This window comes from Pseudomonas sp. BGA-UO-ETr-WB11 (assembly GCF_059567785.1).
This window is the reverse complement of the sequence record NZ_JCAQOS010000007.1, coordinates 266,551-279,325: the sequence shown is the minus strand read 5'-3', so window position 1 is coordinate 279,325 and position 12,775 is coordinate 266,551. Positions and strand designations below refer to the sequence as shown.

Here is a 12,775-nt window from a genome sequence, read left to right as displayed (position 1 = left end):
TGGAGATGCACAACCGTCGGACTGTGTAGCATTGGACCTTATTCAAGACGCTTCATTACGTCCGCTACCGATGGTTGATTCCTCCTCCTGACTGAATGCTTCAGTCATCACCATTAGCAGGAGATGTCGTCGCGACCCCGGCCCTATTGGCCGAGCGCCGCTAGACACTGGAACGGCTGACAACCGCTCCTGACTCACCTGACACCGACCGTGAGAGTCGTGTGTGCCGAACGCTTTTTCCGCAAGCCCGGAAACCGACGGTACAACATGAAAAGAATGCTAATTAACGCCACTCAACCCGAAGAGTTGCGTGTTGCTCTGGTAGATGGCCAGCGCCTGTACGACCTGGACATCGAGTCCGGTGCCCGTGAACAGAAGAAAGCCAACATCTACAAAGGCAAGATCACCCGCGTCGAACCCAGCCTCGAAGCTGCGTTCGTCGACTTTGGTGCCGATCGCCACGGCTTCCTGCCGCTGAAAGAAATCTCCCGCGAATATTTCTCCAAGGCTCCTGAAGGCCGCGTCAACATCAAGGACGTGCTCAAGGAAGGCCAGGAAGTCATCGTCCAGGTCGAGAAAGAAGAGCGTGGCAACAAGGGCGCCGCCCTCACCACCTTCATCAGCCTCGCCGGTCGCTATCTGGTACTGATGCCGAACAACCCACGTGCCGGTGGCATCTCGCGCCGCATTGAAGGCGAAGAACGTAACGAACTGCGTGAAGCCCTCAACGGCCTCAACGCACCGGCAGACATGGGCCTGATCGTGCGCACTGCAGGCCTGGGTCGCTCCAGCGAAGAAATGCAGTGGGACCTCGATTACCTGCTGCAACTGTGGGGCGCCATCAAGGAAGCCTCGCTGGACCGCGCCGCGCCTTTCCTGATCTACCAGGAAAGCAACGTGATCATCCGCGCCATCCGCGACTACCTGCGCCAGGACATCGGCGAAGTACTGGTCGACAGCGTTGAAGCGCAGCAGGAAGCCCTGAGCTTCATCAACCAGGTGATGCCGCAGTACGCCAGCAAGATCAAGCTGTACGAAGACAGCGTGCCGCTGTTCAACCGCTTCCAGATTGAAAGCCAGATCGAAACCGCCTTCCAGCGTGAAGTACGCCTGCCATCCGGCGGCTCGATCGTGATCGACCCGACCGAAGCCCTGGTGTCCATCGACATCAACTCGGCCCGCGCGACCAAAGGCAGCGACATCGAAGAAACCGCCCTGCAGACCAACCTGGAAGCAGCCGAAGAAATCGCTCGCCAACTGCGTCTGCGCGACATCGGCGGCCTGATCGTGATCGACTTCATCGACATGACCCCGGCCAAGAACCAGCGCGCCGTGGAAGAAAAAGTCCGCGAAAGCCTGGAAGCCGACCGTGCCCGTGTACAAGTCGGTCGCATCTCGCGCTTCGGCCTGCTGGAAATGTCCCGTCAGCGCCTGCGTCCATCCCTGGGCGAAAGCAGCGGCATCGTCTGCCCGCGTTGCAACGGCCAGGGCATCATTCGTGATGTTGAGTCGCTGTCGCTGGCGATCCTGCGCCTGATCGAAGAAGAAGCCCTGAAAGACCGCACCGCCGAAGTTCGCGCCCAAGTGCCAATTCCGGTCGCCGCCTTCCTGCTCAACGAAAAACGCAACTCGATCACCAAGATCGAACTGCGCACCCGTGCACGCATCGTGATCCTGCCAAACGATCACCTGGAAACGCCGCACTTCGAAGTGCAGCGCCTGCGCGACGACAGCCCGGATCTGCAGACCCCGCTGTCCAGCTATGAAATGACCACCGTCGAAGTGGAAGAAGCCCAACCGGCTGCCGCCACCCGCACCCTGGCACGCCAGGAAGCTGCCGTGAAGACCGCTCCGGAACGCACCGCCGCTCCGGCTCCAGCCCCGATCACCGAAGCACCGGCTGCGCCTGTTGCCCATGCCGCCAGCAGCGAGCCAAGCCTGTTCAAAGGTCTGGTCAAGTCGCTGGTCAGCCTGTTCGCCAGCAAAGAAGAAGCGCCGGCACTGGTAATCGAAAAACCAACCATCGAACGCGCACCGCGCAGCGAAGAGCAGCGCCGTAACGGTCGCCAGCAAACTCGCGGCCGTGGTGGTCGTGGCGGTCGCGACGAAGAGCGCAAGCCGCGCGAAGAGCGTCAGCCTCGTGAAGAACGCGCCGCCCGCGAGCCACGCGAACCCCGTGAAGAGCGCCAACCGCGCCAGCCGCGTGAAGAGCGTCAACCACGTGAAGTGGTAGAAGTTCGCGAGCCGCAGGAAGTGCGTCAGTCGCGTCCGCCGCGCGAGCCTCGTGAAGACCGCAAACCACGCGAAGAGCGTCAGCCGCGTGAACTGCGTGAGCCGCTGGATGCACAAGGCCAGGAAGTGGTTCGTGAAGAACGCCCTGCTCGTCCGCCACGGGAAGAACGTCAACCACGCGCACCGCGTGAAGAGCGTCAACCGCGCGCCGAGAAAGTCAGCGAAGACGAAGAAGTACTGAGCAGCGAAGAACAACTGCAAGATGATGGCCAGGACAACAGTGAAGGTGGCGATCGCCCCCGCCGCCGTTCCCGTGGTCAGCGTCGCCGCAGCAATCGTCGCGAGCGTCAAAGCGATGCCAATGGCAACGTGATCGAAGGCAGCGAAGAAGGCACCGAAGAGTCGGCCGAACAGCCTGCTCAAGAACTGCCAGTGGCTGATGTTGCCGTAGCGACTGCAGTAGCCGTCGCTGCCAGCGAAATCATCAGCGACAGCCAAGCCGCTACCGAAGTTGCCGCTGAAACCGCCGCTCCGGCAGTTACCAGCCACAACGAAGAAGCTGTTGCCGTAGTTGCCGAGCCAAGCCCTGCTGCTGTCGCTGAACCTGCTCCTGCAGAACAAGCCGCTGCAAGCGTAAGCGAAGTGATCGTTGAGCCGGCCCCAGCTGTAGTAGAAGCTGAAACCGTGCAGGCAGTGACTGCAACTGTTGAAGCGCCTGCCGCCGTTGCCGAAGCAGCACCAGAAGTTGTTGCTGCACCGACAGACGTGGCGCCTGTAGTCGTCGAGGTTGCTGCTGAAGCAGTACCTGAGGCAGCTACCGTGGCCGAAGTGGTCGCCGCACCGGTAATTGCCGGTGGCCGCGCGCCCAACGACCCACGCGAAGTTCGTCGTCGTCAACGCGAAGCCGAACGCCTGGCACAAGAGGCCGCTCAGGCCCCTGTCGCCAGCATCGAAGTGGCCGCAGCACCGGAAGCCGAAGTTGTAGCCGCTGTTGAAGCGCCAGCAAGCGCCAACGTCGACAGCGAACCTGCTGCCGTCGTTGAGACTGCTCCGGCCGCTGAAACCGCAGTAGAGACTGAGGCCAACACGGCCAGCGAAGCTGAAGTACAACAGGCCGAGGAAGTGAAACCCCTCACCTGATGTAGTCCATCCATAAAAAAGGGGATGCTAAATGCATCCCCTTTTTTATTTGCGTCTTTTAATCAGTGCAATTGGCTCCATACCCGCCAAACATTGCAGCACCCCCAAACGTAGGAGCGGCTTCAGCCGCGAATATCAGGGGTAGAACTGCTTAGACCAGAGGCGCACAGCGCATCACAAGATATTCGGCTCAATCTCTAGCGAAACGGCAAACTGCGCCTGTATGTCGGCCTGGATACGGCGGGCCAGCGCCAGCAGCTGGGCGCCTGTAGCCTCACCGTAATTGACCAGTACCAGTGCCTGCTGACGGTGAACACCCGCATCGCCATCGCGAAAGCCCTTCCAGCCAGCTTTCTCGATTAGCCAGCCCGCAGCCAGCTTCACCTGACCATCGGCCTGCGGATACGCCACCAGATCGGCATGTTCCACGCGCAACTGCGCCGCCAGGTCGGCAGACACCAAGGGATTTTTGAAAAAACTCCCGGCATTGCCGAGCACAGCCGGATCGGGCAGCTTTTCGCTGCGAATGCTGCAGATGGCCAGACTGACATCACTGGCGGTCGGCTCGCTAACCCCCTGCTCGGCCAGCCGCTGACGCAGCGGACCGTAATCTAGACGCAGAGCGCCAGCGCGAGCCAAGGCGAAGCGCACACGCAGAATCAACCAGCGACCCGCTTCACGCTTGAACCGGCTGTCACGGTAAGCAAACTCACACTCGTCCAGCGTGAACTCACGCAACTCACCGGTGTGCCGATCCAGGGCGGTCAGCCCGGCAAACACATCTTTGATTTCAACCCCATAAGCGCCAACGTTCTGCATCGGCGCCGCGCCCACCGTACCGGGAATCAGACTGAGATTCTCCAGCCCTTGCAGGCCTTGCTCCAGGGTCCATTGCACAAAGGGATGCCAGGGCTCCCCCGCTTCGGCTTCCACCAACACCGCATCACCCTGGCTCGACACAATCCGCAGACCGCGACTGGCCATGCGCAGCACCAGCGCCTCAACATCACCCGTCAGCAACAGGTTGCTGCCACCGCCAATCACCAGCAGCGGTAATTGCAGGCGCTTGGCCGCCTGGAGCGCCTCGCCCACCTCGGCATCGTCATGGGCATGCGCCAGGTAACGCGCACGCGTCGCCACGCCGAAGGTATTGAACGGCTGCAGCGAAACATCGGCTTCTACATTCAGACTCACAGGCGCCCCCGAACTTCAGCCAGCAAGCAGGCCGCGGCCTGTTCAGCCAGATCCAGAACGTGCTCGAAGCCCTCTTCGCCCCCGTAATACGGGTCCGGCATTTCATCCAGGGCCAACTGATAACGACGCAGGTAGAGGTCCAGCTCCGCATGGGAGTCAGCCGGCTGCAGCGCTTGCAGATCAGCCATATTGCTGGCGTCCATCGCCAGAATCAGATCAAAGCGGGAAAAATCCTCGACCTGCACCTGCCGACCACGCAGCGCCGTCATGTCGTATCCACGGCGCTGAGCCGCCAGGCGCGTGCGGGTGTCCGCCGGCTTGCCTACATGCCAATCGCTGGTACCCGCGGAGTCCACAGCAACCTGGGCATCGAGCCCCGCCGCACTCAACTGCTGGCGAAATACCGCCTCGGCAGTTGGCGAACGACAGATATTACCCAGGCAAACAAACAAAACCCGCATCAAGCCCCCAACAGGCGGCGGACCCGCTGCAGGTCTTCCAGGGTGTCGACGCCTGCGGGTGGCGACTGCAAGGCATCGGCAACATGAATGGCCACGCCATGCCAGAGCGCACGCAGCTGCTCAAGGCACTCGGTATCTTCAAGCTGACACGGGCCCCAGGCGACGAAGTCGTGCAGAAAGCCGGCGCGGTAAGCATAAATACCGATATGCCGACGGTACGGCACGCCGGCCGGCAAGGCATCGCGGCTGAGCGCAAACGCATCTCGCGCCCACGGCAACGGCGCACGACTGAAGGTCAGGGCCAGGCCTTTGAGGTTGCACGAGACCTTGACCACATTGGGATTGAACAGCGCCGCCACATCTTCAATAGGCTCAGCCAAGGTGGCGATCCCGGCTTCGCTGTGGGCGGCCAGATTGGCAGCCACCTGATCGATGATCGCCGGCGGGATCAACGGTTCGTCGCCCTGCACGTTGACCACAATGGCATCCGCAGCCAAGCCCAGTTGCGTCGCCACTTCGGCCAGGCGATCAGTACCGGAGTTGTGTTCGGGGCGGGTCATGACCACTTCGGCACCAAAGCCCTGGCAGGCTTCAAGAATGCGCGCATCATCGGTGGCAATGACCACCCGCGCAGCACTGCTTTTGCGCGCCTGCTCCCAGACATGCTGAACCATCGGCTTGCCGGCAATGTCCTGCAGCGGCTTACCCGGCAGGCGGCTGGAGGCATAACGGGCTGGGATAACCACGGTGAAGGCAGTGTGCATACTATTTATCCAGACGCTCGTCAGTGCTCAAAGTGCGCGCTTCGCTTTCCAGCATCACTGGGATGCCATCACGCACCGGGAAGGCCAAGGCATCAGCCTTGCAGATCAACTCGGACTTGTCGCTCGTCAGCTTCAGCGGGCCTTTGCACAGTGGGCAGGCAAGAATATCGAGCAGTTTCGGGTCCATGATGGCGTCCTTGAAGGCAAATTAATAAACGGAGGAATCCGTGACAGATCAGTGGCGGGCGACCAGCAAAGCATCCAGCTGCCCATCCAGCCAGGCGCTAAAGGCCGGCGAAGGTCGTGCATCGACCGCCAGATACCACCAATCCGGTTGTGCGAAGGCACGACACTTGACCGCATCCTTCTCAGTCATCAGCAGTGGCAACGACGGGCTGAACTCCAGGCTCGCCGCGCTGTAGGTGGCATGATCGGCAAACGCATGGGCGATTGGGCGCCAGTTTAGCGCCTCAAGGGTACGGAAGAAACGCTGCGGATTACCGATACCCGCCACTGCATGGACGGCCTGCCCCGGAGCAAATACATCCAGGGACTGGCGCTCGCCACTGGCGACATTGACCAGTGCCGTTGGCTGCAGGGTAAAACCGAAACCCTCGGCGCTATCGGCACTGGCACCGTTGAACAGCACGGCATCTACCGACTGCAACCGCGCCTGCGGCTCGCGCAGCGGGCCGACAGGCAAGCAACGGCCATTCCCCAGGCCGCGCACCGCATCAATCAACACCAGCTCTAGGTCGCGGGCGAGGCGGTAATGCTGCAAACCGTCGTCGCAGAGAATCAAGTCCAGCGGCTCGGCGCTGAGCAAGGCCTGCACCGCGCGCGCGCGATCAGGGTCGATCATCAGCGCGACGCCGCTGCGCTGCACCAACAGCAAGGGCTCATCTCCCGCTTCGTCGGCACTCTGCTCGGCCGTGACGCGCCACGGTACGCTCGGCGGCTGGGCGCCATAACCACGACTGACCACACCAACGCGCAGCCCGCGAGCGCGGCAATGGTCGATCAAATAGAGAATCAGCGGCGTCTTGCCGGTACCGCCCACGGTGATATTACCCACCACGATCACCGGCACCGGGGCACGATAGGATGGCGACTGACCAGCAAGGAAGCGCTGACGCTTACGCTGCACCACTGCGCGGTACAGCCACTCCAGCGGACGCAGCAGTAATAAAGCCTGATGGCCTTGATACCAGGCGTTGACCAGCCGCTCTGCCAAGCCCATCAAGGTGCCGCCTTGGCCTCAACAGTGGTGATGCGCAAGTGGGCAAAGCCCAGCTTGCCGGCGGCATCCATGGCGGTGATAAAAGCTTGATGCGGGGTTTTGGCATCAGCGCTAAGGGTCAAGGGCAAGCTGTTGTTGCCCTCTGACTCGCGCTGCAGAGCAGTCATCAGACTGTCCAGATCACTGGTAAGCAACAGCTGGCCGTTGACCTCGTACTGGCCATCAGCGCCCACCAACACCTCCAATTGCTTCTGCGCACTGGCTTCTGGCGGCGTACCGCTGCTGGCTTCGGGCAAGTCGATCTTCAGTTGGCTGGGCCGGCTGAAGGTGGTGGTGACGACGAAGAACAACAGCAACACGAAAATCACGTCAATCAACGACGTGAGATTAAGGTAAACCTCTTCGCGGGCCGCACCGCCCGCCCTGCGGCGAAATTTCACGCTTTACCCACCTCGCTGAAATCCACCTCACGGTCACCTTGCACCACTTCTACCAACTTGATGGCTTCCTGCTCCATGGACACCACAATCTCGTCGATGCGGCGCAGCAGGTAGCGATGGAAGAACACCGCCGGGATGGCCACGATCAGGCCGGCAGCCGTGGTGATTAACGCCTTGCCGATGCCACTGGCCAATGCGGCCGTGTTGGCCATGCCGCCATCCATGAAACCACTGAAAATCTCGATCATGCCGAACACGGTGCCCAGCAAGCCCAGCAGCGGCGCCATGGCAGCAATGGAGCCCAGGGCATTGAGGTAGCGCTCCAGCTCATGGATGACCCGGCTGGCGGCTTCCTCGATGCACTCTTTCATGATCTCGCGACCATGCTTGGAGTTGGCCAGACCAGCGGCCAGCACCTCACCTAACGGCGAAGAAGCGCGCAGCTCTTTGAGCTTCTGACTATTCAGTTGTTTGTCTTTGATCCAGCGCCACACCTGACCGAGCAGATGGGCCGGAGCCACGCGACTGACACGCAGGGTCCACAAGCGCTCGGCAATGATCGCCAGGGCCACAATCGAACTCAAAATAATCGGCAGCATCATCCAACCGCCAGCTTTGACCAATTCCCACACTGTGGCATGCCCCCTAGTAAAAAGTGGCCACACTCTAGGGTCTGTTCCCGCTTCATTGCAAGCCGCGTTGTCGCGAGAAATGGTCCCCGGTTAGGCGCAGGACGCAGGTAATGGTTATTCCCTTGCCAAGTCCTGCAACAACAGCGGGGGCCATTTCTCGCACAACCCGAAGGGCCGGGCCGGATTTTGCGCGAGGCGGCGTTGCTCGTCGCTTATTTGGAACAACCAAATCGCGCTCCTCGCGCCTTGCCTCGCGCAAAATCCGGCGCCGGCGCGGCCGCGAATGAAACGGGAACAGACCCTGGCATAGGGCCGTGACGCCGCCGACCGCTGCGGTTCGCATTTTTACCGGCATCTCTTATCGCCAGAAATACCGCTGCTCCCGTTCACCACGGGCCTCGCCGTATTGACCCAGCAGCAGGCGCAAGGTGCCATTGGGCACGTTGTCATAGACCACAGCGCCAAGCGCACGGTAACGCGCCATCACCCGCGGATGGGGATGGCCGTAGGCGTTATAACGGCCCCGCGAGAGCAACACCGCCCGCGGCGCCACGGCCTGCACAAACGCCAGGGACGAGGAGCTGCCACTGCCGTGATGAGGCACCTGCAGCCAGTCGGCGCGCAGATCGCGACCACTGGCCAATAGCGCCCGCTCGGCGGCCTGATCAATATCACCGGTGAGCAACAAACGCTCGCCGCTCGCCGCCTCGACCTGCAATACACAGGATGCCGCATTGCCCTCTGGCGCCTGCTGCCAGCGCCAAGTGGTGAAAAGCACCCCATCCCATTGCCAACTGTCGCCATCGATGCATGCCTGCGCCGCCAATTGCGCCGGCAGCGCCGATGCCTCACCACTCAAGACACGCCCTACGACTAAGCCCCGCTTTAATGCCTCAGCGCCACCGGCGTGATCTAGGTCGGCATGACTGAGCAGCAGCACATCCAGGCGGTTGACGCCCTGTGCGCGCAGTGCCGGCAATACCAAGCGCTCGCCCAAGTCGAAATCCCCATGCCTGGGGCCGGCGTCATACAACAGCGCATGCTCGCGAGTGCGCAGCAGCACCGATAAGCCCTGCCCCACATCCCAATGCCAAACCTCCACCTCCCCCACAGCCGGCCGGGCAACTGGCACCCACAGCAAGGGCAGCACGAGCAAGAAGCCCAGACCGCGCCCTGGCACACCCGCCGGCAACAGCAGTAGCACGGCCCCGAGCGCCCCCAGACACCAGGCCCACAGTGGTGGCGCCACGGGCAGCCAGGCGGGCAGTACGGCAGCCATTTGCGTCAACACCAAGAACAAACCGTGCAACAACCCGCCGGCCAGCCACAAACACGCCTCACCCAGCCATGGCACAGGCAACAGCAACGTCCCGAGCAAGGCCAGTGGTACTACCAAGACACCCAGCAACGGCACCGCCAGCAAATTAGCCAGCGGCCCGCTGATACTCACAGGCAGGCCCAGGGCGAGCATCGCCGGCAGCAGGCCCACCGCCATGGCCCACTGTGCTCGCCCCCAACTGCGCCACCACGACCAGGCGCCCAGACGGCCGGCGAACACCAGCAACAACACCGCCACAGCGGCAAACGACAACCAGAACCCCGCCTGCAAACTGGCCAGAGGCTCAACCAGCAACACGGCATTGAGCGCCACCAGCAGCGGCAGCCAGACACCCAGATGACGAAAACGCAATCGCCACAACAGCACCAGTGCCACCATCACACAGGCCCGCTGCACCGGCACCTCGAAGCCCGCCAGCACGCCGTAACCCACCGCAGCAGCGAATCCCAGACCACAGGCCCACGGCAGCCACGGCAACGCCCGCGGCCATAAGCCCAGCCGCGCCAAGCCGGCCACGGCGGCATACACCAAGCCTGCCAACAGGGCGATATGCTGACCGGAGATCACCATTAGATGAACCGTGCCGGTGGCCTGCAGCGCCTGCCAGTCAGCCCGCGACAACCCCGAGCCATCACCCAGCACCAGCGCCGCCAGAGCACCTTCACGGGCAAAGGCCGGGGTCTGTAGCAAACGCTGGCGCAACTGGTCACGCCATCCGGTGATGCCACCGGCCGCCTGCACGCGCTCACCGGCCTTGACGCTGCCCACCGCACCGATGCGCTGGGCCAGCAGCCAGGCCTCGTAATCAAACACATGGGGATTGGCAGTGCCGAGCGGGCGACGCAACTGCACCGCCAGACGCCAGCGCTCGCCAGCCTGCATCGGCGGGCCGCCATACCAGGACAGACGCAGCCGTTGCGGCAGCTGCACCGTGCGTGCTTCGGCCGCTTCAAGCTGAAAGCGCAGCACGCCATCGCCGCGTGCTGGCAACCCCGTCACCTGCCCTTCGAGCCACAGCGTGCGGTTGTCCAGGGCTGCCGTCAGTCGGTCATCCAGCGCCCATTGCGCCGACGTGCAGGCCCAGGCAAAACCCAGGAGGAAAAAGCCCAAGGGATAACTGCGCCACAGCAGCAACAACCCTACCAGCACCAATACCAGCAACAGCCAGGTCGGCGGCAATACCGTCAGCCAGCGCAAAGCCAACAAGCCCATCGCCAGCGCCAACATCCCTGTGCGCATCTGCCACCACCCCGAAAACACATCCGTGCTCACAGCATAGCGGGCGGCGCCTGCATATTTATTGTCACAAAGTGAACCTCGGCCAGCGCCCATAAAGCCGTGCATAATGTCGGCGCGCCTGTCCGCCAGAGAGCCCCCATGCCGCGTCGCCTATTCAAGCGTTATATGCCTGACCCCGAGTACCTCAAGGGCCACCCTACCCTGCGGCACTTGGGACAAGTCCTGCACGACCCTAACCTCTGGCACCTCAACCGCCACTCGGTGTCGCGCGCCATGGCCATGGGCCTATTCGCGGCGTTTATTCCCATTCCCATGCAGATGCTTCTGGCCGCCAGCCTGGCTGTGATCAGCCGCGCCAACCTGCCGATCTCGGTTGGCCTCGTGTGGCTGACCAACCCGATCACCATGCCACCGGTGTTTTACTGCACCTATCAACTGGGCAGCTGGATTCTGCAGACACCCAGCATGGTGATGCCCGACGAGCTGACCTGGGCCTGGATCAGTGCCGAACTCAGCAGCTTATGGCAGCCCTTCCTGCTCGGCTCAGTGATTACCGGACTGCTAGCTGCGGGTCTAGGTTATGGCTTGACCATGACTTACTGGCGCTGGTGGGTACGCCACAACTGGCGCAAACGCCAGGAAGCCCGGCGCCAGCGCTGAATAAAAAACGCCGCATCAAGCACACTGTTGCCCGCTTAAAGCGCCACAAACGTAGCCCAGATGAAATCGGGGAAAAATGTGCAGGACAACCAGCGCCCCGGATTTCATCCGGGCTACAAAAATGCCGCTCACCCGACTTAAGTGAACGGCATTGCGCATCCAGCGGCGTTTTTTATTCAGGCTAACAACTACTCGTAGCGCAAGGCCTCGGCAGGCTGGATCTGCGCAGCACGCCAGGACGGATACAGGGTGGCCAGAAAGCTCAGACCAAACCCGGCAGCACACACCAGCAGCACATCGGCCGATTGCAGGTCCGACGGCAGATTGCTGATGTAGTAAACGTCCGAGCTGAACACATGCTGGCCGCTGACACGCTCGATCCAGGCCACCAGGGTGCTGACATTCAGCGCTGCCAAAACGCCCAGCACGGCGCCCACCAGGGTGCCGACAAAACCGATCAGCGTGCCCTGGACCATGAAGATCTGCATGATCTGCGCGGGCGTTGCGCCCAGGGTGCGCAGGATGGCGATATCGCCGCCCTTATCGGCCACCACCATGATCAGGGTGGCGATGATATTGAAAGCCGCCACCGCCACGATCAGCAGCAACAGCAGGCCGATCATGGTCTTCTCCATTTTCATCGCACTGAACAGGCTGCCCTGGGTCAGGGTCCAATCCACCGCGCGATAGCCCTCACCCAGCTGCTGGGCAATGGCACTGGACACCTGCGGCGCCTGGTACAGGTCCTTCAGCGCCAGGCGCACGCTCTGCACCTGATGGGGCTGCCAACGCAGCATCTGCGCGGCATCCGCCAAGTGAATCATGGCCAGGGAGCCATCCAGCTCAGCGCCGACCTTGAATACCCCGACCACATTCAAGCGCTGCAACCGCGGCGTCACACCGCCAGCGGCGCTGCTGCGCTCGGGAATAATCAGAGTCAGCTTGTCGCCCAGATTAAGGCGAAAGCGTCGGGCGGTGACATCACCCACCACCACGCCGAACTCACCAGCCTGCAGGTCCGCCAAGCGCCCCTGCTGCATATGTTCGGCAATAATTGAGACTTGCGGCTCCAGTTGCGGGTCAATGCCGCTGATCTGGATTGGCTGCATCGCGCCCCTGAACGAGAGCATGCCTTCCAACTCAGTAAAGGGCACCGCCGCTGTCACCTGCGGATGCTTCAGAGCAGCTGCAGCCACGGGCTGCCAGTCATCCAACGGCTGCGCAGCGAGCAGGCTGGCATGGGGCACCATGCCGAGAATCCGCGTGCTCATTTCCTTCTGGAAACCGTTCATCACCGAGAGCACCACGATCATCGCCAGCACGCCCAGGGCCAGGCCGATCATCGAGGTCAGGGCAATAAACGAGATGAAGTGGTTACGCCGCTTGGCGCGGGTATAGCGCGTGCCAATAAAAACGCTGAGAGGCCGGAACATA

The 12,775-nt window shown here is 62.0% G+C and carries 11 protein-coding genes; 2 read left to right on the top strand and 9 right to left on the bottom strand.

Annotated elements, in window-relative coordinates; genetic code table 11:
• Nucleotides 1–267: 267 nt before the first annotated feature.
• Entirely contained in the window at nucleotides 268–3,372 is a 3,105-nt protein-coding gene (gene rne, locus AC56DI_RS12065) for a ribonuclease E (RefSeq protein ID WP_496346375.1), read from the top strand.
• 174 nt (nucleotides 3,373–3,546) lie between these two features.
• Here rne and murB read toward each other — a convergent pair whose 3' ends face one another.
• From murB to AC56DI_RS12025, 8 genes are all read right to left on the bottom strand, one after another.
• Entirely contained in the window at nucleotides 3,547–4,566 is a 1,020-nt protein-coding gene (gene murB / locus AC56DI_RS12060; protein WP_496346374.1) for a UDP-N-acetylmuramate dehydrogenase, read from the bottom strand.
• On the bottom strand, nucleotides 4,563–5,027 hold the full coding sequence (locus AC56DI_RS12055) for a low molecular weight protein-tyrosine-phosphatase (protein WP_496346373.1): 465 nt from the start codon (nucleotides 5,025–5,027) through the stop codon (nucleotides 4,563–4,565). The genes murB and AC56DI_RS12055 overlap by 4 nt, the downstream gene beginning before the upstream one ends.
• The gene (gene kdsB / locus AC56DI_RS12050; protein WP_496346372.1) at nucleotides 5,027–5,791 is read right to left on the bottom strand and encodes a 3-deoxy-manno-octulosonate cytidylyltransferase; all 765 of its coding nucleotides are present in this window, start codon (nucleotides 5,789–5,791) and stop codon (nucleotides 5,027–5,029) included. Before kdsB ends, AC56DI_RS12055 begins: the two co-directional genes overlap by 1 nt.
• A gap of 1 nt (nucleotide 5,792) precedes the next feature.
• Complete coding sequence (locus tag AC56DI_RS12045) at nucleotides 5,793–5,978, bottom strand: Trm112 family protein (protein WP_324519655.1); 186 nt, start codon at nucleotides 5,976–5,978, stop codon at nucleotides 5,793–5,795.
• Nucleotides 5,979–6,026: 48 nt separating this feature from the next.
• On the bottom strand, nucleotides 6,027–7,031 hold the full coding sequence (gene lpxK, locus AC56DI_RS12040; protein WP_496346371.1) for a tetraacyldisaccharide 4'-kinase: 1,005 nt from the start codon (nucleotides 7,029–7,031) through the stop codon (nucleotides 6,027–6,029).
• The gene (locus AC56DI_RS12035) at nucleotides 7,031–7,471 is read right to left on the bottom strand and encodes an ExbD/TolR family protein (RefSeq protein WP_496346370.1); all 441 of its coding nucleotides are present in this window, start codon (nucleotides 7,469–7,471) and stop codon (nucleotides 7,031–7,033) included. The genes lpxK and AC56DI_RS12035 overlap by 1 nt, the downstream gene beginning before the upstream one ends.
• Nucleotides 7,468–8,103 (bottom strand): MotA/TolQ/ExbB proton channel family protein, encoded by a 636-nt coding sequence (locus AC56DI_RS12030; protein ID WP_496346369.1) that lies wholly within the window; start codon nucleotides 8,101–8,103, stop codon nucleotides 7,468–7,470. The genes AC56DI_RS12035 and AC56DI_RS12030 overlap by 4 nt, the downstream gene beginning before the upstream one ends.
• Before the next feature lie 358 nt (nucleotides 8,104–8,461).
• Nucleotides 8,462–10,681 carry a DNA internalization-related competence protein ComEC/Rec2 gene (locus AC56DI_RS12025; RefSeq protein ID WP_496346368.1) on the bottom strand — a complete coding sequence of 740 codons (2,220 nt, stop codon included), beginning with the start codon at nucleotides 10,679–10,681 and terminating at the stop codon, nucleotides 8,462–8,464.
• Between the two features lie 138 nt (nucleotides 10,682–10,819).
• Here AC56DI_RS12025 and AC56DI_RS12020 point away from each other — a divergent pair, with 138 nt between their 5' ends.
• Nucleotides 10,820–11,341, top strand: coding sequence for a DUF2062 domain-containing protein (locus AC56DI_RS12020; RefSeq protein ID WP_496346367.1), 522 nt, complete (start codon nucleotides 10,820–10,822; stop codon nucleotides 11,339–11,341).
• A gap of 188 nt (nucleotides 11,342–11,529) precedes the next feature.
• Here the strand turns inward: AC56DI_RS12020 and AC56DI_RS12015 are convergent, their stop codons facing one another.
• Nucleotides 11,530–12,774: a lipoprotein-releasing ABC transporter permease subunit gene (locus tag AC56DI_RS12015; protein WP_496346366.1), complete on the bottom strand. Its 1,245-nt coding sequence runs from the start codon at nucleotides 12,772–12,774 to the stop codon at nucleotides 11,530–11,532.
• Nucleotide 12,775: the final 1 nt, after the last annotated feature.

Coding starts and splice junctions, on each gene's coding strand:
- rne (WP_496346375.1), top strand. CDS start 268: ATGAAAAGAATGCTAATTAACGCCACTCAACCCGAAGAGTTGCGTGTT.
- AC56DI_RS12055 (WP_496346373.1), bottom strand. CDS start 5,027: ATGCGGGTTTTGTTTGTTTGCCTGGGTAATATCTGTCGTTCGCCAACT.
- kdsB (WP_496346372.1), bottom strand. CDS start 5,791: ATGCACACTGCCTTCACCGTGGTTATCCCAGCCCGTTATGCCTCCAGC.
- AC56DI_RS12045 (WP_324519655.1), bottom strand. CDS start 5,978: ATGGACCCGAAACTGCTCGATATTCTTGCCTGCCCACTGTGCAAAGGC.
- lpxK (WP_496346371.1), bottom strand. CDS start 7,031: ATGGGCTTGGCAGAGCGGCTGGTCAACGCCTGGTATCAAGGCCATCAG.
- AC56DI_RS12025 (WP_496346368.1), bottom strand. CDS start 10,681: ATGCGCACAGGGATGTTGGCGCTGGCGATGGGCTTGTTGGCTTTGCGC.
- AC56DI_RS12020 (WP_496346367.1), top strand. CDS start 10,820: ATGCCGCGTCGCCTATTCAAGCGTTATATGCCTGACCCCGAGTACCTC.
- AC56DI_RS12015 (WP_496346366.1), bottom strand. CDS start 12,774: ATGTTCCGGCCTCTCAGCGTTTTTATTGGCACGCGCTATACCCGCGCC.